This is a genomic window from Oscillibacter sp., from assembly GCF_032018205.1.
Classification (GTDB): Bacteria; Bacillota; Clostridia; order Oscillospirales; family Oscillospiraceae; genus Oscillibacter.
The window spans coordinates 33,867-58,263 of sequence record NZ_DALZOY010000001.1 but is presented as its reverse complement, the minus strand read 5'-3'; the positions used below and the strand labels follow the sequence as shown (position 1 = coordinate 58,263).

The 24,397-nt window shown below is 55.0% G+C and carries 19 protein-coding genes and 2 tRNA genes; 18 read left to right on the top strand and 3 right to left on the bottom strand.

The genetic code is table 11. The features are described from left to right. The first annotated feature begins 277 nt into the window (after positions 1–277). The 4 genes from RTU96_RS00235 (at position 278) to RTU96_RS00220 (ending at position 2,730) form a co-directional block, all read left to right on the top strand. Positions 278–1,099 (top strand): ATP-binding protein, encoded by an 822-nt coding sequence (locus tag RTU96_RS00235; protein WP_312634251.1) that lies wholly within the window; start codon positions 278–280, stop codon positions 1,097–1,099. A gap of 94 nt (positions 1,100–1,193) precedes the next feature. Further along, positions 1,194–2,270, top strand: a complete 1,077-nt coding sequence (gene mnmA, locus RTU96_RS00230; RefSeq protein ID WP_312634250.1) for a tRNA 2-thiouridine(34) synthase MnmA — start codon at positions 1,194–1,196, stop codon at positions 2,268–2,270. Between the two features lie 271 nt (positions 2,271–2,541). Next, a tRNA-Leu gene (locus RTU96_RS00225) sits at positions 2,542–2,628 on the top strand. A 26-nt stretch (positions 2,629–2,654) separates the two neighbouring features. Continuing rightward, a tRNA-Met gene (locus RTU96_RS00220) sits at positions 2,655–2,730 on the top strand. Between the two features lie 719 nt (positions 2,731–3,449). On the opposite strand, the gene RTU96_RS00215 is transcribed toward RTU96_RS00220, so the two are convergent. Beyond that, positions 3,450–5,594, bottom strand: coding sequence for a methyl-accepting chemotaxis protein (locus RTU96_RS00215; RefSeq protein ID WP_312634249.1), 2,145 nt, complete (start codon positions 5,592–5,594; stop codon positions 3,450–3,452). Between the two features lie 891 nt (positions 5,595–6,485). Here RTU96_RS00215 and RTU96_RS00210 point away from each other — a divergent pair. The 14 genes from RTU96_RS00210 (at position 6,486) to RTU96_RS00145 (ending at position 20,284) form a co-directional block, all read left to right on the top strand. Further along, positions 6,486–7,511 (top strand): LacI family DNA-binding transcriptional regulator, encoded by a 1,026-nt coding sequence (locus RTU96_RS00210; RefSeq protein WP_312634248.1) that lies wholly within the window; start codon positions 6,486–6,488, stop codon positions 7,509–7,511. Between the two features lie 120 nt (positions 7,512–7,631). Further along, entirely contained in the window at positions 7,632–8,138 is a 507-nt protein-coding gene (locus tag RTU96_RS00205) for a tripartite tricarboxylate transporter TctB family protein (RefSeq protein ID WP_312634247.1), read from the top strand. A 48-nt stretch (positions 8,139–8,186) separates the two neighbouring features. Beyond that, positions 8,187–9,215, top strand: a complete 1,029-nt coding sequence (locus RTU96_RS00200) for a tripartite tricarboxylate transporter substrate binding protein (RefSeq protein WP_312634246.1) — start codon at positions 8,187–8,189, stop codon at positions 9,213–9,215. A 43-nt stretch (positions 9,216–9,258) separates the two neighbouring features. Beyond that, positions 9,259–10,749, top strand: a complete 1,491-nt coding sequence (locus tag RTU96_RS00195) for a tripartite tricarboxylate transporter permease (protein WP_312634245.1) — start codon at positions 9,259–9,261, stop codon at positions 10,747–10,749. Between the two features lie 122 nt (positions 10,750–10,871). Next, the gene (locus tag RTU96_RS00190; RefSeq protein ID WP_312634244.1) at positions 10,872–11,936 is read left to right on the top strand and encodes a hypothetical protein; all 1,065 of its coding nucleotides are present in this window, start codon (positions 10,872–10,874) and stop codon (positions 11,934–11,936) included. A 29-nt stretch (positions 11,937–11,965) separates the two neighbouring features. Beyond that, positions 11,966–12,253 (top strand): UxaA family hydrolase, encoded by a 288-nt coding sequence (locus RTU96_RS00185; protein ID WP_312634243.1) that lies wholly within the window; start codon positions 11,966–11,968, stop codon positions 12,251–12,253. A gap of 15 nt (positions 12,254–12,268) precedes the next feature. After that, a complete protein-coding gene (locus RTU96_RS00180; RefSeq protein ID WP_312634242.1) occupies positions 12,269–13,432 on the top strand; it encodes a UxaA family hydrolase in 1,164 nt (387 codons plus the stop codon). 16 nt (positions 13,433–13,448) lie between these two features. Further along, positions 13,449–14,453 (top strand): Gfo/Idh/MocA family oxidoreductase, encoded by a 1,005-nt coding sequence (locus RTU96_RS00175; RefSeq protein ID WP_312634241.1) that lies wholly within the window; start codon positions 13,449–13,451, stop codon positions 14,451–14,453. Between the two features lie 96 nt (positions 14,454–14,549). Beyond that, a complete protein-coding gene (locus RTU96_RS00170; protein WP_312634240.1) occupies positions 14,550–15,539 on the top strand; it encodes an aldo/keto reductase in 990 nt (329 codons plus the stop codon). A 215-nt stretch (positions 15,540–15,754) separates the two neighbouring features. Further along, the gene (locus RTU96_RS00165; RefSeq protein ID WP_312634239.1) at positions 15,755–16,387 is read left to right on the top strand and encodes an undecaprenyl diphosphate synthase family protein; all 633 of its coding nucleotides are present in this window, start codon (positions 15,755–15,757) and stop codon (positions 16,385–16,387) included. A 118-nt stretch (positions 16,388–16,505) separates the two neighbouring features. Next, a complete protein-coding gene (locus tag RTU96_RS00160) occupies positions 16,506–17,006 on the top strand; it encodes a hypothetical protein (protein ID WP_312634238.1) in 501 nt (166 codons plus the stop codon). Positions 17,007–17,326: 320 nt separating this feature from the next. Then, the gene (gene mtnK, locus RTU96_RS00155; protein ID WP_312634237.1) at positions 17,327–18,547 is read left to right on the top strand and encodes an S-methyl-5-thioribose kinase; all 1,221 of its coding nucleotides are present in this window, start codon (positions 17,327–17,329) and stop codon (positions 18,545–18,547) included. Further along, on the top strand, positions 18,544–19,596 hold the full coding sequence (locus RTU96_RS00150; RefSeq protein WP_312634236.1) for an S-methyl-5-thioribose-1-phosphate isomerase: 1,053 nt from the start codon (positions 18,544–18,546) through the stop codon (positions 19,594–19,596). The genes mtnK and RTU96_RS00150 overlap by 4 nt, the downstream gene beginning before the upstream one ends. Before the next feature lie 13 nt (positions 19,597–19,609). Then, the gene (locus tag RTU96_RS00145) at positions 19,610–20,284 is read left to right on the top strand and encodes a class II aldolase/adducin family protein (RefSeq protein WP_312634235.1); all 675 of its coding nucleotides are present in this window, start codon (positions 19,610–19,612) and stop codon (positions 20,282–20,284) included. Between the two features lie 72 nt (positions 20,285–20,356). Here the strand turns inward: RTU96_RS00145 and fabZ are convergent, their stop codons facing one another. Together fabZ and nifJ are read right to left on the bottom strand one after the other, a co-directional pair. Continuing rightward, positions 20,357–20,800, bottom strand: coding sequence for a 3-hydroxyacyl-ACP dehydratase FabZ (fabZ, locus tag RTU96_RS00140; protein ID WP_294852239.1), 444 nt, complete (start codon positions 20,798–20,800; stop codon positions 20,357–20,359). Positions 20,801–20,813: 13 nt separating this feature from the next. Further along, a complete protein-coding gene (gene nifJ, locus RTU96_RS00135) occupies positions 20,814–24,335 on the bottom strand; it encodes a pyruvate:ferredoxin (flavodoxin) oxidoreductase (protein ID WP_312634234.1) in 3,522 nt (1,173 codons plus the stop codon). Positions 24,336–24,397: the final 62 nt, after the last annotated feature.

Sequence of the window (24,397 nt, the reverse complement as noted above, 5' to 3'; positions counted from 1 at the left end):
CGCAAAATTACGTAGTATTTTTCCAGTGTTTCCTTGGCGGTTTCTACAAGATTCCGTTCTCTTTTCTCCCTCGAAATTTGTCAAACCCCAACGAATGCAGGAAATTTTCAATAAAAAGCAGGAAACTACTTGTTTTTGCACCCTTTTTTTGATATTCTGAGGAAATACAGAAAGAAAGTGCCCGCCGTATTGCAAAACCCAGAGTTTTCCGGGGTTATGGTCCGGCTGTCTGCAAACCCTATCCTTTATAAACGCAGGCGCCGAAAGGAGGAACGCTGTGGAGAATTACGAGTGTGAGGAAGCACATCTGTTAACCAGTCTCTTCCCCTCCATTGCAACGCAACTGCGCGGCATGCTTAGTGGGCTTTACCTCGCGGCCACGGCGCTGGCCCCCGCAGAGGCCCGGGAGCAGGACCCGGAGTTGGACCGAAAAGCAGCCCGGCTGGACCAGCAGTATTATCAGATGCTGCGGCTGGTAAACTGCCTGTCCGCCGCCGCCCGGCTGGACGGGCACACCCCCCTATCCATGCAGGACTGCGATCTGGCGGGCTTGCTCCGGGATGTCTGCGACGAGGCAGAGGGGCTGGCGCGTCTGATGAATTTGGAGCTGACATTTGACTGCGCACTTCCTCAGCTAATCTGCGCGGCAGACCCGGATTCCATCCGGCAGTTGTTGTTCCAGCTCTTGTCCAACGCTTTTAAATTTACTCCTGCCGGCGGCTCGGTCACTGTGACACTGCGGCGCACCGACAACCACGCGATCCTGGATGTGGAAGACACCGGCTGCGGCATCAACGACCTGCATATGAAGGCTCTTTTTGACCACTATTCCCGCCGGGAGCCACGGGACCCTCCGCCCCACGGTCTGGGTCTGGGTTTGCCCCTGTGCCTTCGGATTGTGGAGGATCACGGCGGAAGAATGGCGGCGGAGTCACGGCTTGGCACGGGATCGCGGTTTACAGCCCGGCTCCCCATCCGGCGGGCAAACCGCAGCGGCTTGTCCGACGCGCGGTTTGACTACACCGGCGGCTTTAACCAGGCCCTTTTGGGACTGGCGGACGCCCTGCCCACAGAGGCGTTTGTCATTCGCAACCGCTGACGAAGCTTTGTCTATCGGCGCAAAAGGGGACCGAAATGGTCCCCTTTTGCGCGTTTGCGGTCCGGCAATCCGGGCCGAAGGAGGATTTTTTTACATGGGTCAAAGTGTTTTTCTCGGAATGAGCGGCGGGGTGGACAGCTCCGTGTCTGCGCTGCTGCTGCAACAGGCGGGGTACGACGTGTCCGGCGTGAACCTGCGTCTGTTTCACAACGAGGATTTGGGCGAATGCAGGGAGAAAACCTGCTGCTCCCTGGCAGACGCGGAGGACGCCCGTGCAGTGACCGCGCGGCTGGGCATTCCCTTTTATGTGTTTGATTTTTCACAAGTGTTTCGCAGCACGGTCATCGCGGACTTTATTTCGGAATACGAGGCAGGCCGGACGCCCAACCCCTGCGCGGAGTGCAACCGCTCCGTGAAGTTCGGCGCGCTGCTGGAACGGGCGCTGGCGCTCCACGGCGAATTTCTTGCCACCGGGCACTACGCCCGAGTGGAGCGGGACGAGACAACGGGTCGCTGGCTTTTAAAGCGGGGCATGGACCGGAGCAAGGACCAGAGCTATTTTCTTTACATGCTGACACAGGACCAGCTAAGCCGCACCCTATTTCCTCTGGGAGCACTGCACAAGACGGAGGTCCGGGAAATTGCGGAGCAAAACGGACTGGTAAACGCCAAAAAGCGGGACAGTCAGGACATCTGCTTTGCTCCCGACGGAGATTATGTCTCCTTTATTCAGCGGACCACCGGCCACTCCTCCCCCACCGGCGATTTTGTGGATCAGGAGGGGAAACTCTTGGGGCAGCATAAGGGCTTTGTCCGCTATACCCGGGGGCAGCACAAGGGTCTGGGGCTATCCATTGAGCCGCCCCTTTATGTACTGGACAAGGACCCCGCCACCGGAACCATTCGTCTTGGGCCGGATTCGGCCCTGTGGACCCGGATGCTGACGGCAGAGAACATGAATTGGATTTCCGTCCCCGCGATCACGAAGCCCTTGCGTGTCACCGCCAAAACCCGATATAGTCAGCAGGAATCCGCCGCCACGGCGGAAGCGTTGGAAGGAGGAGGCCTACGGCTCACCTTTGACGTGCCCCAGCGGGCTGTTACGCCGGGACAGGCCGTGGTGCTTTACGACGGGGAGACGGTGGTAGGCGGCGGGACCATCGTACAATAAAACTGACAAAGTAACAGGCGGGGCGCGTCTGCGTCCCGCCTGTTATCGGTCGCTGGTCAACCAGATATCCTGGTAAATGAGATCATCCACATCGCTGGTCTGGGAGCTGTTCATACGCATAACCCACCTCTTTTCAAATCCGTATCCTGACCAGTATATGCAGAGCGGAATAAAAAATTGCGCGGAATTTTGCCCCATATAAAAAAGATTTTTTAAAACCAGGGTTGACAAACCGATGCTTTATGTGGTATTCTAATTTCTGCCGATATCTGCCGGTGTGGTGGAATTGGTAGACACAGGGGACTTAAAATCCCCCGGCAGCGATGCTATACCGGTTCGAGTCCGGTCACCGGCACCATTGGTATTTGCAGCGCCAATTTATATCGCGGGGTAGAGCAGTTGGTAGCTCGTCGGGCTCATAACCCGGAGGTCGTAGGTTCGAGTCCTGCCCCCGCAACCATAAAGGAAGCTTCCTAACAATCGTTAGGAAGCTTCCTTTTTTGCGCTTTAATACTGCACATAGTGTTTCTGTATAGATTCTTTCAACATGTGGTACTCCCCCGCTGGAAAGCAGCTTTGCATCAGTTCCCAGTAGCTACGAGCCTATTTAATAAACTATTGGTAAGTGTTGTTTCATGTCGGTGGGTGTGTGTAAAAAATCGCGCACGATTTGCACATTCGGAAAATTGTATGGTAAATGGCACCCAAAAAAATTTTGCCTCTTCCCTATCCGATGCGTCTCTTTTTTGCATAGGCGTTATTTAGGCATATAGAACCGTACTGTATACCCTGCTTTTCAGGGCAACTACATTGGCTTCCGTTAAAAGGCATGTCGAATTGTCCCCGACATTTCCTAAGTAGATAAGTTATATGAAAAAAACATTTTTCTTGCAAGAACGGTCTAGTTATTTTTTTGTAAAAAGAGTGTATAAGGTCACAGCATTTAAGGTGGCCTATAATACTAAAATCACGGGAAGTGGAAGATCGTTCTTTTTATCATTTAAAAAACAGCATTGTATCTGGATCTACAAAGTGGTGTAGATCTCCGAAGAACCAAAGTGCAGGACAGATCACTTAACAAATAGTAGAGTAAAGATTCGATCCATCAGGCGGAGGAAAGCTTGGCAAACTTTTCTCTCCGCCTGATGAATGCCTCCTTTTCAGATTGTATGTAAGCAATTAATATTTTCCTGCGAGAATATCCTTTGCGCTATTTTTAGCAGGCTTCTCTAAAGATTCTTTGGCAGGTTCATAGGAAACCTCAGCAGTTTTATCCTGAGCAATTGAGATGTCGTCGTGGATTTCGTCGGATACTTCTCCGGATAGGTGAAAGACGCTGATTAGCTCCAGTTGATGTTCTGCATAATTTAAGAGTTCGTGGCTGGACGCCGCACTTTCCTCTGCGGTGGCCGCGTTGACCTGAACCACCGTGGAGATCTGATCGATACCAACTCGAATTTGCTCGACAGACACCGACTGCTTTTCAGTTTCCTCCGAAATGGCTTGCATCATTTTCATGGCCTCGGCGGCTTGGTGGGAAGCATCTTTCATAGACTTTTCAGTTGCGGCGGAAATTTCGGCACCCTCTTTGACCGCCGCGACGGCAGTTTCAATCAATTCCGCCGTACTCTTGGCAGCCTCGGTGCTCTGCTGCGCCAGATTACGAACCTCATCGGCCACAACAGAAAAGCCCTTGCCCGCCTCACCAGCGCGGGCGGCCTCCACTGCGGCGTTCAGCGCCAACAGATTGGTCTGAAATGCGATGTTATCAATCACTTTAATAATGTTCTGAATTTCCAAAGAAGCGGAGTTAATGTGCTCCATGGAATTTGCCATTTTCTTCATATGTTGATTGCTTTCAACAAGGCTGCTTTCCGCCTCCTTGGAAAGGCTGCTGGCCTGCACAGCATTGGTGGCATTTTCTGTAATGCCGGAAGCAACCGTGGTGACCATGGCAGACAATTCTTCAACGGAAGATGCCTGCTCTGTGGCTCCCTGCGCCAGCGTCTGTGAACCGTTCGACACCTGAAGGGCATGGGAGGAGACATTGTTGGAAACATCGCGAAGCTCCGTCAGCATTTTATTTAGCATGGCAGATGTTTTCACCAGTGCATTTTTGATAATGGCAAAGTCGCCATCATAAGAGTTTTTAAATTTCAGGTCGAGATTCCCGTGTCCTATCTGCTCCAGAAGCTCCGATGTCTCGCTGATATAAGCGATGTACTCCCTCAATCGGGTGACCAGCGACTGCATGGACGCGGCCAACCGTCCCACCTCATCTTTGGAATGTACATCGATGCTGACGTCCAGGTTGCCGGCAGCCAAATCGTCTGTAATGGCCGTCAGGCGTTTCAGAGGCTTGGAAATGCTTTTTGCAATCAGCAGAATTATAAGAATTACAATGATAATTGCGATCAGATAGGTTGCTGCATTTACCAGAACCAACTGGGAGGCAGCCTCCTGATATTCTTTTTGCGGAACGGAAGTGACAATCAAGAATTTGCTCTGTGATTCCTGCCCGATAACCGCAAAGGCGTCCTCGCCGTTTTCGCTGTATTGAAACGCGTTTCCGGTCGGAATAGAGAGCTCGTCAAGCATTTCCTGTGAGTACCCTGCGGAATCGAGACCTTGCATCAGCAGGTCCTGACTTGGATGCGCGAGGATGGCACCTCCTCTGGAAATCATCATCTGAGAACCCGTCTTGAACGAGGTCTGCGCATTAACCACCATGTCACAGATCGTGGTGATCTGGATATCAATGGCCGTAACGCCGAGAATATCGCCCGTCAAACCGTAAACCGGCACGGAAATCGTCGTGACAATGTTATTGGTATGCGGGTCTAAATATGGCTCGGTGATGATATAACCACTGTCGATGTCCGATTGCTCAGAAAACCAGTAACTACGGCTTTTCAGATCAAAATCATCGGGAAACCAATCCTTGCCGTCAAATGCCAGGTTCGTATCGGCACTGGAGATATAAGCGGACATGATATTCTCGGATTCATTTTGCATCAGATTGGAAAGCATGGTAAACGCCCCGCTGTAATATGGGGAATCCTTCATATTTTCCACAGTTGAGCCGGACTGCATTAACTCAACGACATTTTGGTCAAGTGCCATTTGCTGGGCAATGGTTATATATTTCAACAGGTAGTTGGAAACGTTGGATACGCTCGTTTGGTTAGACAACTGCACGATTCTGTCTTCACTTTGGCGCATATCCCTTGACGCCATAGTCGACGTGACTACGCAGACGATCACCATAGCCGCCAGTACAATCCCGCCGATGCAGGTAATAATTTTTGCCGCAATACTTTTCATCCTATCAAATCTCCTCATTTTATTGGCACGCAATATTTTTCTTCCGAAATTCACTAGGTTTATCACGTTCTAATATATTTTTCGTCAGAATTTTGGAAAAGATAATAAGATTTGACAGACTGTAAGCTGTGAATACTAGCAATTAGACGACAATTAGACGAAAGGCAACCAAAACAGAACATATCGTATTAGCAGGCATCTTATTGGTACATTGATGTAATTCATTTTAAAAAACGAGCATTTACCTCGTAGTCGTAGATTACAGCTTGCTTTTAAATACACTCAGCTTCACTAAATTTGAAAGGCACATGAACAGATACGGGGATAGAGCGGATATTTGCAGACTATTATAACGCATATTTATTATTGACACTATCTAACAACTGGACATAAAAGCGTGTGCAAAAGGCGGGCGCATTTCCGCCCGCCTTCTTTCGCTTCAGTTCCCGTCTTAGCGCTGTCTTCTAAACATTACCATAGCAAATGACTTTTTAAACAGAAAAAGCATTTATGGCAAGTTAAAAATGCCAAATTATTTTAAATTTTTTGTTAATATTACAAAAACCGTGTGAATTTTTTGTCATATATTCCACTTGAAAACCGCTATCTTACGACTTATATTATTATGAGTACACAGAGGCTTGACGTCAGACGAAGGTAGTTCGTCTTTTATTTGTGTCATGTGCGTGCACGTTCACGCATTTTTGCGTGTACGTTCACTCATATAATTTTTTGAATACTTTTGCGACGGTGCAAACAGCATTTTCCTGTTAGAACGGCAGATGTTTTCTTTTTTGCAGGTCAAACGCTTCCCTCTGGTGCATGGCTGCCATCGCGGATATAATTTGTCCCATTCCCGCTGTATCTTTTTGGAAAGAAGATGAATGATTTATGACAACCATTGAATCCATCGCTCAAAAAGCCGGCGTATCCCGAGGGACCGTAGACCGGGTGCTCCACAATCGCGGAAGGGTCAAGGCCGAGACGGTAGAGAAGGTCTGGGCCGTGATGGATGAGCTGAACTTTCAGCCCAACAGTCTCGGCCGCGCATTTTATCTCTCCCGCAAGAAAAATAAAATCGGCGTTCTGGTTTCTCTCCGCGAACCGGACTTTCAAAGACTGGTGATGCGCGGCGTCAGCGACGGCATTTCATACGCTCAGCAGTACGGTATACAGACTATGACAGAATTTGCTCCGCCCGACGACCAATCCGCTTATCTGGAAGCTCTGGGTCGCCTGATTGACAGCGATATCCGAGGGCTGGTGCTGCGCGGCATTGAGTCGGAGCAGGTCAACGCCCTGCTTCGCCAGCTCACCACAAAACAAATTCCCATTATCACGTACAACGCGGACACGGAGGACAAGCTGCGGGACTGCTTTGTTGGGCAGGATTCTTACAAAAGCGGCGCCTGTGCGGCGTTTTTGATGCAGCAGATTTCTCCGGAAAAGGGGCGCACGCTGATTGTAGGCGTGGACCGTCTTCATTACTCCAGTGAGGAGCGGATTCACGGTTTTGTCGATCACATTCAAAACTTTCCGGGCGGGGAAATGGATTTGGCCCCCGTGGTTTACAGTCAGGGCAATCACGATATTTCCTATCGGCTTACTCGCGCCGAGATTGAGCAGTCTCCCGGACTGACCGGCATCTTTGTCAGCGGTGCGGGCCTCAGCGGCGCCGCCCATGCCGTGGATGACGCTGGACTTTCCGGAAAAATCAAAGTAGTGGGATTTGACTCCACTGATTCCAACGTGGCCTGCATGAAAAAAGGGACCGTACAGTTCCTGATCGAGCAGGACCCTTATATGCAGGGTTATAAATCCGTTCAGCTTTTGGTGGACGCGATTTTTCAGGACCGTCCGGTGGAGACGGCATATTACGACACAGGGATCCAGATTAAAACACTCTATAATTGCTGAGGCATTTTGGTTTTGGCCACTTTACCCTGTTAATTTCAGCAGGCCTGCCTGCTGAAATGGATTTTAGCTCTCACGCAAAGCTTTTCCAAAACTGTTATGTGATTGAAAGGAGGGAAGTTTATGAAAAAAGTGATTCGAAGCACCAATGACCTTGTGTTGGCGGCGGTGATGGGCGCTGTGTCCATTTTTCTGCTGACCAGCAAGCACATCATCACCGGCGTGGAAAACGGCCTTGGCGGCATGTGGGCACAAGCAAGCACCTATATCCATCTTCTGGCAGGAATTATGCTGGGGCTGTGCATTTTGCAGTTGATCTATGCCATCAATTTCAAGCGGGACGGCGAGCATCAGGCAATCGCAATCCCCATTTCTAAGGAAATTGTCATCACTGCGGTGGCCTTGGTTCTCTATGCGCTGCTGCTGCCCGTGCTGACGTTTTTCCCCTGCACTCTGGTGCTGAATATCGTCCTGTGCGGAACCTTTGCAATGAAGGAGAATCAGGGAGATGCCGAAAAAGCGGGAAAGCTGCCCAAAAAGCAGCTTGTCGCGATTATCGTCTACTCCGTTGCTCTGACCGTTGCTCTGTGGGCCGTGTTTACCCAGCTTCTCAGGTGTATCCTTCCCTAAATGGGGTTTTGGATAAACAAACCAAATTAAGGAAATGAGGAAACATACATGAAAAAGGCTATGTCACTTGCGCTTGCGTCCGCGATGCTGGCGGGAATCCTGTCTGGCTGCGGCGGAAGCGGCTCCGGCAGCACCGGCAGTGCCAGCAGCGCTGGAAGCACCGGCAGCGGCTCTTCCGCATTGGATTATCCCACCAAAAACGTTCAGATTATCATTCCTTACGCTCCCGGCGGCGGCTCTGACAACCTGGTGCGCGGCGTCATTCAGCATCTGGATCTGGGCGCTACCGCGGTTGCCATCAACGTGGAGGGCGCTGCCGGCTACATCGGCGCACTGCAGGGCTTTAACAGCTCCAACGACGGCTATACTATCATGACCCACAACGAGATGGACCTGATCTCCTACTCCATGAGCGGACAGGCTCAGGATCCCCTGTACGAGGATCTGGAGTACATCTGCGACGTGGTGACCGACTACAATCTGCTGTGCACCAGTCCCGCCACCGGCTGGACCACCGCTCAGGAGGCAATTGATTACATCAACGCCAATCCCGGCACCGTGACCGTGGGCTGCACCGGCTCCAACAACGTCAACTACGGCACCACCATGGAGCTGCTGAAGGCCATGGGCATCTATGACAAGGTCACCATTGTGCCTTACGACGGCGGCGCCGCCAGCGAAACCGCCCTGCAGGGTGGCCACATCCAGTTGGAGGTCAACTCTCTGGCCGACACCTCTGCCTATATCGCAGCCGGCACCACCGTTCCTCTGCTGGTGTGCAATGACGAGCGCATCGACGCGCTCACCGACGTGCCCAGCACCGTTGAGGCTGGCTACAACGTGACCTACGGCAAGCCCCGTGGCTTCTTCGCCCCCAAAGGCACCGATCCCGCCGTTCTGGAGTACATTTCCGCCAAGATGAAGGAAGTCTGCGAGAAGCCCGAGTTTGTGGACGCCATGGCCAACCTGGGCTTTACCGTGGCCTACGTTGACGGCCCCGCCGCCAAGGTTCGCGCACTTGCCTGGGCAGAAAGCCTGACCCCCGTCTTTGCGGACATGGCCCAGATTGCCGGCTAAAAACTATATTATCCTGCGCAGACAGGAAAGGGAGGGCTCTTGATTGTCGACAATCATCCTTGGCTTTCAGTATATCTTCAGTGACCCCATGACCATCGCGCTGCTTTTGCTGGGCATCTTCGTCGGAATTATTTTCGGCAGCATTCCCGGGCTTACCGCAACGCTGGGCGTTACACTGTTCATTCCGTTTACCTATGTCATGTCGCCGGTTCAGGGCCTGACCATGCTGATTGCCGTCTATGTGGGCGGCATCAGCGGCGGTTTGATCACGGCCACACTGATTAACATTCCCGGTACCCCGTCGTCCATTTATACCTGCTTCGACGGGTATCCCATGACGAAAAATGGCAAGCCCACGCAGGCTTTGGCCATCGGCGTCTTCTGCTCCCTCGTGGGCGGAACCTTCTCCGCGTTTGCCCTGATGGCAATTGCGCCTCAGCTTGCAAAAATTTCTCTGAGCTTCGGAAGCTGGGAGTATTTTGCGGTGGCTTTGATGGGCCTGTCGGTGGTGGTGGCCATGTGCTCCAACTCCATGATCAAGGGCCTGATCGGCGCTATCTTCGGTCTGATGCTGGGCGGCATCGGCATTGATTCCATCAGCGGCGTGTCCCGTCTTACCTTCGGCTTCTGGCAGCTTCAGGCTGGTATCTCTTCCACCGCGCTGATGATGGGCCTGTTTGCCATCACCGAGGTGTTTAACCAGTCTTTGGAGCTGCACAAGCCCCGCCCCAAGATTCACTTCGCAAAAACCACGCTGGTTCCGCCCCTTTCCGAGATGAAGACAAGCTGGAAGGCTGTGGGCATCGGCTGCGTGGTGGGCACCGGCATCGGCATTCTGCCCGGCATCGGACAGAACGCCTCCACCCTGATTTCCTATAACCTTGCACGCACCGTCTCCAAGACGCCGGAGATGTTCGGTCACGGCTGCCCCGAGGGCATTGCCGCTTCCGAAACCTCCAACAACGCCACCAACGGCGGTGCATTGATTCCTTTGGTCTGCCTGGGCATCCCCGGGGACCTGACCACCTCCGCCCTGATCGGCGGTTTGATGATTCACGGTCTGCAGCCCGGCCCTCTGCTGTACAGCGAGCATCCGGAGCTGGTGGGCGGCATCATGGTGGCTTACTTCCTGGCAAACGTTGTGATGTACGTGATGGAACTGGGCCTGATGAAGGCGTTTGTCCGTATGGTCAACGTGAAGCTGTCCTACCTATTCCCTGCCATTGTGGCATGCTGCGTTCTGGGCGTGTATACCCTGAACAACCGTATGTTCGACGTCTGGGTGATGATTATTTTTGGCTTTGTGGGTTATTTCCTCATCTGCCTCGGTATCGACATGGCGCCCGTGATTCTGGGCTTCATTCTCGGGCCGCTGATTGAGAAATATATGCGCATGGCCCTGATTGCCTCCAGCGGCGAATGGGGACAGATTGCCACCCGTCCCGTGGCCGTGTTTTTCGTGGTGGTGGCGATTCTCTTCGTGGTGGTTCCCATCGTCCGAAAGCTGCTGCTTCTCAGCAAAAAAACGACTTAAGGCCTTTTCGGGCTACTTGTTCGTAAGCACAGACAGGCAGTCGGGCCCGCTGCAATTGCAAAGAAACACTCTTTGCAGCGCCGTGCCCCGGCTGCCTGTCCTTGTTAAAATTGGAGTGACCGATGGATTTGACCTATAAGGTACCAAGGCAGGCGTATATCGACCTGCTGGCAGACATGATTCGCCGCAACGAGCGCCGACCCATCCGGGTGTTTACCCTTCTTTTATTGACTGTGGTGCAGATGGCAGCCGTCATTCTGCTTTGTATTTTTCGTCTGAATCCGGACCAGCGGATTTTCTTTCTGGTCTGGTCAATTCTTTTGGCGGCGCTGACGGTTCTGCGCCGCTGCACCGTTATGTCCCGGGCCCGCGGCACGCTGCGGCGTCTGGAGTACACCGGTCAGCTTTCCGAGGAGTTCTGGAAGGAGCACAAGCTGGGCACGACGGACGGGCAGTTACGTCTGCGCTATGGCACGCAGCGCCTTTCCTGTCCTCTGCACGGTCTTTCCCGGGTGGAGGAGCGGGCGAACGCCCTGCATCTTTACTGCGGGGAAACCATGTTCGACATCGTGCCGGACTCCGCCTTTCCAAATCGGGAGGCCATGGAGCGCTTTGCCCAGTCGCTGCGCGATCAGGCGGCGCATTCCCAGCCGCCGCCGGCGAAGCGCGAGGATTTGCCCGAAGGGAGCCTCTCCTGGCACATGGAGGAGACCGTTCTTGAAGACGGGCAATACCTTGCCTTCCGCACCCTTTATTACCGGCATCGCTTTTTTCGCTCCGCCACCTTTGTGCGCCTTGTGATCAGCGTGCTGGCCGTCATCAATCTGTTCCGGGATGCATCCCCCATTAACATTGCCCTGAGCGCCGTGCTTTTGGTGCTGGCAAACTTGGAGAATCTCTCCATGCTTCCGTTTGTCTGCCGCTTCCGCATCCGGCGGGAGGTGGGCGATTGGCGCGGAAGCGAAGAATATCGCCTCTCCCTGCGGGGAAATACGGTGGTCTTTGCCTCTGACCGGGCAGAGGCGCGCATCCCTGTGGAAAAAATCAACCTCTGCGAGAAAGTCGGTCCTTACTATCTGATTGGCTGGAGCAGTTTCCCCGCCGTGGTGCTCCCGGCTCAGGTCTGGCAAACGCCGGAGGCATCCGCCCTTACAGAGGAAATCAAAGCCCTGTATCAGAGAAAATAGCCTTTTTTAAGGCAGGAGGTATCGCTTTCATGAATGCACTGATCGTTGACCCAAGAGACAATGTAATTGTTGCCATCGAGCCGGTTGCCACGGGAGATACGGTGACGTATCTTGTGGGCGGCGAGCCTGCGTCGCTGACGGCGACGGAGGATATCATCATCTATCACAAGCTGGCCATCCGCGATATCCAAAAGGGTGAGCCGGTGGTTAAATACGGAGAACACATCGGCGCCGCAACGGCGTTTATCCCTGCGGGGGCTCATGTCCACGTTCATAACGTGGACAGCATTAAGGAAGACCGTCGGGCCAAGGAATAAAAGGGGATCACAATCATGACATTTTACGGATATCGCCGCCCGGACGGGCGGGTGGGCGTGCGGAACAAGGTTCTAATTCTGCCCGCCAGCGTCTGCGCTTCGGACGTCACCCGAATCATCGCCCAGCAGGTTGAGGGCAGCGTAACCTTCAACAATCAGCAGGGCTGCTCTCAGGTGGCGCCGGACCAGCAGTATACCATGGACATTATGGCTGGCTTTGCGGCCAATCCCAACATTTACGGAACGGTCGTGGTGTCTCTCGGCTGTGAGAACTGCCAGATGGATCTGGTTGTCGCCGCCATTCGCGAGCGGACCAACAAGCCCATAGAGCAGGTCATCATTCAGGAGGTAGGCGGCACGCTGAAAGCGGTGGAAATTGCCGTCCGTTACGCCAAGGCGATGGTTGCGGACGCCAGCATCCTGCGCAAGGAGGAGTTCCCCATCTCCGAGCTGATTGTTGGCACGGAATGCGGCGGCTCCGATCCCACCAGCGGACTTGCCGCCAACCCGGTCATCGGCTCTATGAGCGACCTTCTGGTGGCTGCGGGAGGAACCAGCATCCTTTCGGAAACCACGGAGTTTATCGGCGCGGAGCACATTCTGGCCCGCCGGGCCGCCACGCCGGAGGTTCATGACCGTATCTACGAAATTATTACCCGCTTCGAGCAGTCCTTTCACCCTGTGGGCGAGGATGTGCGGGCTGGAAATCCCTCCCCCGGCAACAAGGCAGGCGGCATCACCACGCTGGAGGAAAAGTCTCTGGGCTGCATTCACAAGGGCGGACACAGCCCGGTCAACGCCGTGTATGACTATGCCAAGCAGGTGGACCCAAAGCAGGGCCTTGTGATTATGGACACACCGGGCAACGACCCCGCCTCCGTGGCGGCCATGGTCGCCGGCGGCGCACAGGTTGTGGTGTTTTCCAGCGGGCGGGGTTCCCCCACCGGAAACCCCATCGCACCCGTTATCAAAATCACGGGCAACAAGCTGACCTTTGCCAAGATGGAGGACAACATCGACTTTAACGCCGCTCCCCTGATCTACGGCGAGAAAACGGTGGAGGCGCTTGGCGAGGAGCTTTTGCAGATGGTGGCTGAAACGGCCAGCGGCAAACAAACAAAGGCAGAATCCCTGGGCTTTACAGAAATCGCAATTGCCCGGGCATGCAATTTTGTATGAGAAAGGGAGTACACAGATGGAAAAGAAAGTAGTGCGCTGGGGCGTCTTGGGGTGTTCCGGCATCGGAAAAAGCCGCACCATCCCCGGTATGCTGGCTGCGTCCAATGCGGAGTTTTATGCGCTGGCAGGCCGCGACGAGGCAAAGCTGAAGGCTTATGCGGAGCCTTTTGGCCCCAAAAAGCTCTATACGGATTATCAGGCGCTTCTGGACGATGAGAACGTGGACGCTGTCTACATTCCCCTGCCCAACGGCATCCACATGGAGTGGGTGGTAAAAGCCGCGGCCGCCGGAAAGCACATTCTGTGCGAAAAGCCGCTTGCCCTGAATGAGAGCCAAGTACAGGAGATGTTTACCGCCGCCGAAAAGCACGGTGTTCTTCTAGAGGAGGCCTATGCCTTCCGCCACGCCCAGCTTGTGCAGAAGGTGAAGGAAATCATCGACAGCGGCGTGATCGGCAAGGTCCGCTATTTTGAATCCAAGCACTCCACCTTTGACTCCAACCGTCAGGGCATCCGGTATCAAAAGGGCATGGGCGGCGGCGCAGTGTTCGACGTGACGTGCTATAACGTGAGCCTTGTCTCCTATCTGCTGGGTGCGGACCCCACGGACATGCAGGTGTACTGCGGCTTTGACGCGCAGACCGGTGTGGACACCTCCGACTCCGTTCTGCTGCGCTATGGGCAGGACGCGTCCGCTATGCTGTACGCGGGGCTTGACGCCTATCCCCGTGGCTGCTTCTCCGTGCTGGGTGAGACGGGCCGCATTGATGTGGACCACAAGTTCAACAGCCGCGGCCTGTGCCACGTCCGGGTGGGCAAAAACGCCCGGCCCCAGAACGCAGAGTATATCGACGAGGTTATCACCGATTATACCGTCTGGGTGGATGACAACTATTATCTGGAAGTCGAGCAGTTTGGCAACGCGATTCTCAGCGGCGCACCCCTGACCATTTCCCGGGAAGAATCCCTGCGGACGGCCAGAGTGTGTGATGCCATTCGCAAAGCCGGCGGCGTGGACTGAGCTGCAATTTTCCGGCAAGGGGCTTTTCCCTTGTCGGAAAGTTTTAGAACGCTATCCTGACAGTGTCTAAAATACTCTACAAAAGGAGCGCGGAATATGAAAAAAAGCGAGCTGAGAAAAAGCGGCATCATGGTTTCCGGTCTGGCGCTTGGAACTTGGGCCTATTCGGGTGCAGCCCTCTGGGGCGCAAGTGACAACGCGGCTGCTCTGGACACCATTCACTTCGCGCTGGAGCACGGCGTCAATCTGATTGACACGGCGGACCGGTACGGCGATGGCAAATCGGAAGAGGTTGTGGGCGAAGCGCTGAAGGGCCGCCGGGACAAAGCGGTTCTGGCCACCAAGGTTTACACCGACAAGCTCCGCTATGACGACGTGATCACCTGCTGCGAGGCCAGCTTGAAGCGTCTCCAGACGGACTATATCGACCTCTATCAGATTCACTGGCCCACGCCCGACATCCCCGTGGCGGAGACGTTCCGTGCCTTTGAAGACTTGAAAAAGGCGGGCAAAATTCGCATCGCGGGCGTGTGCAACGCGGGCAAGGGCTGCGCGGCAAGCCTTGCCGACTACGAGGTTGCCATGAACCAGCTCCCCTATTCCCTGATTTGGCGGATTGTGGAGAAGGAAGTCGTTCCCGCCAGCCTTGCTGCCGGCATGCCGGTGTGCGCTTATTCCCCGCTGGCCCAGGGCCTGCTCACCGGAAAGTTCCGGCGCATCGAGGACGTGCCTGTGGGCAGACGGGAAACCCGGTTCTATCGCACCGGCCAAACCCCTTGCCGTCACAGCGACCCCGGCTTTGAAGATGAGATTTTTGAATTTATCGGCGTGCTGATGGCTTTTTGCGAAAAGCATGGCTTCTCCCCCGCCGAGGTGGCTATGAATTTCCTGAAGCGCCGGGACTTCGTTCAGACGATTCTGGTGGGCGCGCGCACCATCGCACAGATGGAGCAAAATCTCGCCTCCTATGAAAAGGAAATTCCCGCCGAGCTGATGGAGGAGATTGAAAAGGCGTCTGAGCCCTTGAAGGCGGTCATGGGCGATAACGCCGACATGTGGCAGGGCGACGGCGGCCGCATGTTCTAAGCGATAGAACCGCCCAGTCCACTACATAGGATAAAAGATCCCCTGCGCGACTTCTTGCCGCGCAGGGGATTTTTCCCGATTGCTTATCCTTACGGAAAGCCCTTGACCAGCCGGAAAAAAAGACGCAGCAAGCAGTCGATTCTTTCTTTTGGAGATAATTACGCGGAAAGCGGGCAACCTATTGTCTATCAAATCGCTTTGTAAAGGGGAATTTCATGGAGACGTTTAAAAGATTGCCGTTACATGTGGGAATTATTCCCGACGGCAACAGGCGATGGGCGGTGACAAACGGACTTCAGAAAAAGGACGGTTACGCCCAAGGCATTCAGCCGGGCTTTGCGCTCTATGAGCAGCTTTTGGAGCTGGGCATCCGGGAGGCCACCTTTTACGGCTTCACCAAAGACAACAACCGGCGGGAAAAAGGCCAGCGGGACGCATTTACAAAGGCCTGCGTGGACGCCGTACGCCTTCTCAGCGGAAGAGACGCTAATTTGCTGGTCATCGGCAACACACACTCCCCCGCTTTTCCGCCTGAACTTCTGGAATACGCGAACCGGCGTGTTCACTTTGGCCGGGGCCTGATCAATTTGAACTTTCTGGTGAATTACGACTGGGAGTGGGACCTGAACCATCTTGCGGAGGACAAAACTCTCCGCTCCGCCGAAATTTCCCGGGTGGATCTTGTGGTGCGGTGGGGCGGGTGCAGACGCCTGAGCGGCTTTCTTCCCGCCCAGTCGGTCTATGCCGACTTTTATATTGTGGACGACTTCTGGCCGGACTTTCAGCCCGCTCATTTTCTGGACGCGCTGCGCTGGTATCAGTCCTGCGACGTGACCCGGGGCGGCTGAGGTTTTGCCCCAAGCTACGAAGGGACGGGAAAGAGCCCTGCTTTCCCGTCCTTTCCCGCGTCCGTTTTCTGTCATATTCTCGCCGCTGCAATCATACCCTGTTCGAGAGGTGATGGCTTTGCAGGATTGCGGTAGGTACTTGGTAGATGCGCCATACCCGGAGGTGGGAAAGCTTGCCCACAACTTTGAATACGCCGCCCTTGTATCCGACGCGTTTGCCGGGGCAGGCTCCGAGGCCACGGCCCTGTCGCAGTATGTGGCCCATAATTTTTACACACTGGAGCATCCCGAGCTTCATTTTGCATATGAGTGCATCGCCTCGGTGGAATTTCTCCATTTAAAGCTGCTGGGCGGTCTGGTTTTAAAGCTGGGGCAGGCCCCGAAGTTTATGAGCTATGTAAGCAACGAATACTGGTCCGGGGAATTCCCCGTTTATGCTTATCAGATTCGCCCCATCCTTCTGGCTGATCTCGAAGCGGAAAAGGCCGCCATTGCCCACTATCTGCGACTGATCCGCCAAATCGACTGTCCGGAGATGCAGGCTCTTTTTCGCAGAATCATTTTAGACGAGCGAAAGCATGTGGAGACCATCAATGAGTTTTTACGGGCATTGGGCTAAGCGCCTCTTTTAAAACGTAACTTCTAAATGGGACAATGCCGCTTGGCGGTATTGTCCCGCGCTTTTTGTGAGTGCTTTTTTCGTTTTTATAATCCCGCCCACGAAGCAGCCCGGCGCGGTGCTGTCGTTTGCATTTCCGCCCTGTTCTCTTCCTCTTTTTTTACTTCCTCGTCTTCCCCACCAGTTTTATCGCCTAAAACACCTCATCTGATTGAATCAAGCCACAATTTGTGATAAAGTAAACCCATCAATTTCGGTGGAAAAACGATGGCGGGAATGCCCGCGTACGTTTTCCCCGCCGTCCGGGAGGAGAGGTTCTATTGTCCGGATTCGACCGGTTCTTTTTAATGAATGCGGAGGACGCAGCACGCTATGCCGCCGAGGTTCTTCATCTCTTTGAGTCGGGAGAGGACCTGCGCTGCCGAGAGATCGGGGACGGAAACATCAATTACGTGTTCCGCATTGAGTCCGAGGCAAGCGGGCGTTCCGTCATCATCAAGCAGGCGGACAGGCTGCTTCGCTCCTCCGGCCGCCCGCTGGACGTTCGCCGCAGCAAAATCGAGGCCCGGGCGTTGCAATTAGAGAGCGCGCTGGCCCCCGGCCTTGTACCCGAAATTTACCACTGCGACGAAATCATGGCGGTGATTGCCATGGAGGACATTTCTGACTATCGCAACCTCCGAAGCGAGCTGGCGGAAAATCGAATTTACCCTCATCTTGCCGAACAGATCTCCTCTTTTCTTGCAGACACGCTGCTGCCCTCCACAGAACTTGTGCTGGACCGGCGAGAGAAAAAGGAACGGGTTTGCTTCTTTACTAATCCCGAGCTGTGCGAAATCACAGAGGATTTGGTGCTGACGGAGCCGTATGACAACTATAAAAATCGGAATATTGTCACACCGGGCAACGAAGCCTTTGTGGAAGAAGCTCTCTATCGGGACGAGACGCTGAAAGCCGAGGTGGGCAAGCTCCGCTGCGCCTTTATGAACAACGCTCAGGCCCTGCTTCACGGGGATTTGCACACCGGCTCCATTTTCGCAAACGAGCAGGGCGTGAAAATTATTGACCCGGAGTTTGCCTTTTACGGGCCCATGGGCTACGACATTGGAAACGTCATCGGGAACCTGTTCTTTTCCCGGGGAAACAAAGCCTTTACCGCGCCGGACGACACCGAACCCGCCGCCGCGCTGGACAGGACAATTTGCGAATTGTACGACAAGACCCGGGAAAAGCTGTCTGGGAAATACAACGAGCTGGTGGAATTTTCGCTATACCGCAGCGGACAATTCAAAAGCTTCTATCTGGATGGCGTGATGGCAGACGCGATTGGCTACGCGGGGACGGAGTTGATTCGCCGGGTGGTGGGGGATTCCAAAGTCTCGGAGCTTACCTCCGTGCAGGACCCTGCCCTTCGTCTTCCTTTGGAACGGACACTTATCAGGCTGGGAAGTTTTCTCGTCAAAAACCGGGGGCGCATTTGCTCCGGCGCGGAGCTGACCGAGGCGTTCCGGCATATTCTGACAGAAGGAGAATCGCTATGACGCGCTGCGATGAAGCTATGCCGTTTTTACTGCGCTATGAAAACGTGGCGTGGTATGAGGACGGCAGGGTGCGGATTCTGGACCGGCGGGTTTACCCGGCGGAGGTTCGCTTTGCGGAATGTCTCACCTATCAGGAGGTCCGGCAGGCCGTGGCGGACATGGTGACTCAGAGCGCGGGACCCTACACGGCGGTGGGCATGGGCATGGCCTTGGCGGCACACCAGTGCCGGGACATGGATTGCGCCCGGCAATCCGCCTTTTTGAAGCAGGCCGCCCACGACTTGGCTCACGCTCGACCCACCACCGCCAATCGGTACGGCATCATCACCAGCCGCTGTGCGGAGGTAGGCATTCAGGCATTGGAATCCGGGAAGGACGCGGCGCAGGCCATATTTGCCTCCACAGTGGAGGCCCTGAACCGGCGGTATGCCGTCATGCAGTTGGTGGGCGACGCCCTCGCGGAGCTGATTCCGCAAAACGGAACCATCCTGACCCAGTGCTTCGGCGAGACGATTGTGGGAACCGTGATGCGTGCCGCCCTGCGGCAGGGGAAAACCTTTCGCGTCTTCTGCGCGGAGACGCGGCCCTATTTGCAGGGAGCACGGCTGACGGCGGGCTGCTTTGCGGAAATGGGCTTTGACACCACGGTGATTACCGACAACATGGCGGCCTACGTCATGGAGCGGGAGGGCGTTGACCTGTTCACTTCGGCGGCGGACACCATCGCACGGGACGGGCACATCGCCAACAAAATCGGCACCTTTCAACTGGCGATTCTTTCAAAGCACTTCGGGATTCCCTATTTTGTCACCGGCCTTCCCGACGGGGACAAGCCCAGCGCAAAAGACATTGTGATCGAACTGCGGGACCCCGCACAGGTGCTTTCCTGCGGCGGGATTTCCCATGCCGCGCCGGGAGTTAAGGCTATTTACCCATCCTTTGATGTGACGCCGCCAGAGCTGATCGCCGGCATCGTGACGGATCGGGGCGTGTTTTCGCCGGATGGGCTGGAGCAGTATTTCGACGGGCCGATGCGGGTCTTTTATTAAAGGAGGAAGCTTTATGCTGATGCAAAAAGAGCGGGAGCTGGTAGCCCAATACGGCAGAAAGCTGAGTGTGGCGGGACTTTGCCCCGGCACCAGCGGAAACCTGAGTATCTTCAGCCCGGAAGAAGGACTTATGGCAATCAGTCCCTCTGGCATGGACTATGAGCAGGTTCAGCCGGAGGATGTGGTAGTTGCAGACTTAAATGGTCACACGGCGGACGGAAGCCGAAAGCCCTCCAGCGAGTGGGCCCTCCACGCCATTTTCTATCAAACCAAGCCGGAAGCGCGGGCGGTGGTTCACACCCATTCCGTTTACTGCACCACCTTTGCCGTTCTGGGCCAACCCCTTCGGGCGGTGCACTATGCCATCGGCGACGCGGGGACGGACGAGGTCCCCTGCGCACCTTACCGCACCTTCGGAACCCCGGAGCTGGCACAGTCCGCCATTGCCACCTGCGGCAATGGAAACGCGGTTTTGCTTGCAAACCACGGGGTTGTAGTCTGCGGGAGCGACCTTCCGGGCGCGTACAGCCTTGCCCGCAATTTAGAGTACGTTGCCGAGCTGCAATACCGGGCGCTGTGCGTGGGAACCCCCAACGTCCTCACCCAAAGCCAGATGGCACAGGTGCTGGAACGGTTTCAGTCCTACGGTCAATCTCCGGGAGAGACCGCGGGCTATCTTCATTCATAAAAACAGACAATGCCGTATGCAAAAGCATACGGCATTGTTTTATAGTGGTTGTGCTGTGGGGAAAAGGCTCCCTCAGCGCATGGCAATGGTAACTTCGCTTTCCGCAGCAAGATCACCCGCGGTATAAACGGTACATTTGCAGGTGGCAATGGCCTTTTCAGGCCGCTGGGTCAGTATTTCCGCGTGGATTTCCAGTGTGTCTCCCGGCAAAATCTTCTTTCGGAACTTTACATTGTTAATGCCCAGAAAGAGGGGAATTTTCCCGGCATAGTCGGGCTTGGTCATCAGTACCAGATCGGTGGCCTGTGCGGAGGCCTCCACCGTATACACACCCGGCAGCACCGGATCACCGGGAAAATGGCCCTTGAAAATTTCCCGTGCGGGGTCCACATAAAAACTGGCCACAACACGCTCTCCGGGAACAAGCTCTGAAACCTCATCAATCAGCAGCATGGGGTCCCTGTGGGGAATAATGGCCATCACTTGCTCGTGGTTGAGCTGAACTGCCTGCGTCATTGCAGATACCTCCTCAGTCGTTTTCCGCCCGGCGCTTATAACCGTCCAGCCGGTCGGCGGCATCGCGGATCGTCTTTGCGTAAAGCTGCTCCGCCCGCTCGGGGAAGGAATCCGCCAGCGCGGCGTAGCGCCGCTCCGATTTGAGATAAGCCGACAGATCGCCGGTGGGATCCTTGGATTCCAGAACGAAGGGATTCTTGCCCTCGGCCTTCAGGCGGGGGTCAAAATGATACAGATGCCAGTAGCCGCACTCCACGGCGCGCTTTTGCTCGAGCTGGCTGTTGCCCATGCCGCCCTTGATGCCGTGCTCCAGGCAGGGGCAGTAGGCAATGACAATGGACGGGCCGGGATAGGCCTCGGCCTCGCGGATAGCACGCAGCGTCTGGGCAGGGTCGGCGCCCATGGAAACCTGCGCCACATAAATGTAGCCATAGCTCATCAGAATGCTGCCCAGGTCCTTTTTGCGCACTTCCTTGCCGCCCGCCGCAAACTTTGCAATGGCTGCGGTGGGAGTGGCCTTGGAGGACTGTCCGCCGGTGTTGGAATACACCTCGGTGTCCATCACCAGAATGTTAATGTCGCGGTTCTGTGCCAGCACGTGGTCCACACCGCCAAAGCCGATGTCATAGGCCCAGCCGTCGCCGCCAAAGCACCAGACGGATTTCTTTGTCAGGAACTCCCGATTGTCCAGCACAAACTTGGCTGCCTTGGCCGCTTCCTGATTGGGGGTATTGACCTTCTCCAGCGCGGCAATCAGCTGATCGGACGCAGCACGGGTCTTTTCGGACTCGTCCTTGTCCTGAAGATAAATTTCGCAGGCCTCCTTGGCCACTCCCGCGTCAATCAGGGTCTGAATACGGAGCAGAACTTCCTTGTTGATCACCTCGTGGGCGTTGAGGAAGCCGTAACCAAACTCGGCGTTGTCTTCAAACAGAGACTGTTCCCAAGAGGGGCCGAAGCCGCGCTCGTCCTTGCAGTAGGGCGTGGCGGGCAGAGGGCCGCCGTAGGCAGAGGAGCAGCCGGAGGCGTTGGCAATGTACATCCGGTCGCCGAACAGCTGGGTCACCAGCTTGATATACGGCGTTTCGGCGCAGCCCGCGCAGGCGGCGGAGAATTCAAAGTAGGGCTTGGAGAACTGGCTGGCCTTCACGTTTTTGGCAGAGAAAGCGTCCTTTTTAACAGGAGTCTGTTCCACGCCGAAGGCCCAGTTCTCTCCCTCGGCTACCTGTGTTTCAAAGGGCACCATGGTCAGCGCCGTGTCCTTCGCCAGACAAATGTTGGCACAGGAGCCGCAGCCCATGCAGTCGTAAGGAGAAACCTGCATCCGGTACTGATACTGGTTCAGTCCCTTGGCCTGAACTGTCTCAAAGGAAGCGGGCTTATTGGCGGCCTCCTCCTCATTGAGCAGCACGGGACGAATCGCCGCGTGAGGGCACGCAAAGGCGCACTGGTTGCACTGGATGCACTTGTCGGCATCCCACTTGGGAACCATCACGGCTACGCCGCGCTTTTCAAACCGGGTGGTGCCATTTTCCCAGGTGCCGTCCAGACAGTTATACTTTTTGAAAGTGGAGACGGGAATTTTGTCGCCTTCCTGGCTGTTCATGGGAATAACCACGTCCCTGATGAAACCGGGAATATCCTTTTCCGGTGCGTCATCGTCGGGTGCGCTGGCCCATTCGGCGGGGATTTCAAACTTCCGCACATCGGTCAGACCGCGGTCCACGGCGGTATAGTTCATATTGGTGATCTTCTCACCGGCCTTTTTGAAATAGCTCTTATAAATGCCGTCCTTCATCTCCTTGACCGCCAGATCCAGCGAGATGATGTTGGTCAGCTTGAAGAAAGCCGCCTGTAGCACGGTGTTCGTGCGGTTTCCAAGGCCGATCTCCCGGGCAATGGCGGTGGCGTCGATGACGAACATCTCCGTGTGCTTCTTGGCAAGGTCCCGCTTCATCTTGCCGGGAATGTGAGAGGGCAGGTCGGCGTCACTCCAACTGCAGTTCAGAAGGAAGGTTCCGCCGTCCTTCAGATCGGCAGTGACATCGTATTGACCAAGGTAAGACGGCTCGTGCAGTGCCACAAAGTCCGCGGAATTCACCATGTACGGAGAGCGGATAGGGTTTTTCCCAAAGCGCAGATGGGACTGGGTCAGCCCGCCGGACTTCTTGGAATCATAGGAGAAATAGGCCTGGGCATACATGTCTGCCGCAAGACCAATGGTAGTAATCGTATTCTTGTTTGCGCCCACGGTGCCATCGCCGCCAATTCCCCAGATTTTACAGGAGGTTTCACCCTCTTTGGGGATGGAGACTTCTTCATAAGGAAGAGAAGTAAAGGTCACGTCGTCCACAATGCCGATGGTGAAATCGTTTTTGGGCGCTTCGCTTGTCAGGTTGTCGTACACGGCGACAATCTGACCGGGGGTGGTATCCTTGGAGGCAAGGCCATACCGGCCGCCCACCACCTGCACACCGGGGCAGTTGCGGTGCAGCACGCTCTCCACGTCCTGATAGAGCGGCTCACCCATGCCACCGGGCTCTTTGGTCCGGTCCAGAACCGCAACCTTTTTGACGGTCTTGGGCAGAACGGACAGGAAATGCTCGGCGGAGAAGGGGCGGTACAGATGCACCTGAATCATGCCCACCTTGCGGCCATGGGCATTGAGATAGTCCACCGTCTCTTTCACGGTTTCGGCGGAGGAGCCCATGAGAATCACGCACTCGGTGGCATCGGGCGCGCCATAGTAGTTAAACAGCTTGTAATCCCGGCCGGTGAGCTTGTTGATCTCGTCCATATAGCTCTGGACGATGGCAGGAAGCATGGCATAGTGCTCATTGCAGCCCTCGCGGCACTGGAAGAAAATATCGGGATTGACGGTGGTGCCGCGGGTGGAGGGATGCTCGGGGTTCAATCCATTTTTGCGGAAAGCCAGCAGCTGGTCGTAGTCCACCAGCTTGGCAAGATCGTCATAATCCAGCGCGTCAATCTTCTGCATTTCATGAGAAGTGCGGAAGCCGTCGAAAAAGTGCAGGAAGGGATGACGTGCCTTGATCGCGGCAAGATGCGCCACGGCCCCCAGATCCATTGCCTCCTGCGGAGAGGACGACGCCAGCATGCCAAAGCCGATCATGCGGCAGCCCATGGTGTCAGAATGATCGCCGAAAATGGAAAGGCCATGGACCGAGATGGTACGGGAAGACACATGGAACACGCCGGGTAAGAATTCGCCGGCGATTTTATACATGGGAGGGATCATCAGCAGCAGGCCCTGAGATGCGGTATAGGTAGTGGTCAGGGCACCGGCCTGCAAGGAGCCGTGGCAGGTGCCGGCCGCACCGGCCTCAGACTGCATTTGAATGACCTTAACGGGTTCTCCGAAAATATTTTTCTTTCCATTGGCTGCCCAAGCGTCCACCTTCTCCGCCATAGTGGAGGAGGGCGTGATGGGGAATATGCTGGCGACTTCCGTAAACGCGTAGGATACGTATGCCGCAGCCGTATTGCCGTCCATGACAACACTTTTCTTACTCATAGTTTGCTTCCTTTCTTCCTCTTATCCGGGGATCGGGGCTTTGAATGGAATCTTGCGCTGCC

Coding starts and splice junctions, on each gene's coding strand:
- mnmA (WP_312634250.1), top strand. CDS start 1,194: ATGGGTCAAAGTGTTTTTCTCGGAATGAGCGGCGGGGTGGACAGCTCC.
- RTU96_RS00215 (WP_312634249.1), bottom strand. CDS start 5,594: ATGAAAAGTATTGCGGCAAAAATTATTACCTGCATCGGCGGGATTGTA.
- RTU96_RS00210 (WP_312634248.1), top strand. CDS start 6,486: ATGACAACCATTGAATCCATCGCTCAAAAAGCCGGCGTATCCCGAGGG.
- RTU96_RS00205 (WP_312634247.1), top strand. CDS start 7,632: ATGAAAAAAGTGATTCGAAGCACCAATGACCTTGTGTTGGCGGCGGTG.
- RTU96_RS00200 (WP_312634246.1), top strand. CDS start 8,187: ATGAAAAAGGCTATGTCACTTGCGCTTGCGTCCGCGATGCTGGCGGGA.
- RTU96_RS00190 (WP_312634244.1), top strand. CDS start 10,872: ATGGATTTGACCTATAAGGTACCAAGGCAGGCGTATATCGACCTGCTG.
- RTU96_RS00185 (WP_312634243.1), top strand. CDS start 11,966: ATGAATGCACTGATCGTTGACCCAAGAGACAATGTAATTGTTGCCATC.
- RTU96_RS00180 (WP_312634242.1), top strand. CDS start 12,269: ATGACATTTTACGGATATCGCCGCCCGGACGGGCGGGTGGGCGTGCGG.
- RTU96_RS00175 (WP_312634241.1), top strand. CDS start 13,449: ATGGAAAAGAAAGTAGTGCGCTGGGGCGTCTTGGGGTGTTCCGGCATC.
- RTU96_RS00170 (WP_312634240.1), top strand. CDS start 14,550: ATGAAAAAAAGCGAGCTGAGAAAAAGCGGCATCATGGTTTCCGGTCTG.
- RTU96_RS00165 (WP_312634239.1), top strand. CDS start 15,755: ATGGAGACGTTTAAAAGATTGCCGTTACATGTGGGAATTATTCCCGAC.
- RTU96_RS00150 (WP_312634236.1), top strand. CDS start 18,544: ATGACGCGCTGCGATGAAGCTATGCCGTTTTTACTGCGCTATGAAAAC.
- RTU96_RS00145 (WP_312634235.1), top strand. CDS start 19,610: ATGCTGATGCAAAAAGAGCGGGAGCTGGTAGCCCAATACGGCAGAAAG.
- fabZ (WP_294852239.1), bottom strand. CDS start 20,800: ATGACGCAGGCAGTTCAGCTCAACCACGAGCAAGTGATGGCCATTATT.
- nifJ (WP_312634234.1), bottom strand. CDS start 24,335: ATGAGTAAGAAAAGTGTTGTCATGGACGGCAATACGGCTGCGGCATAC.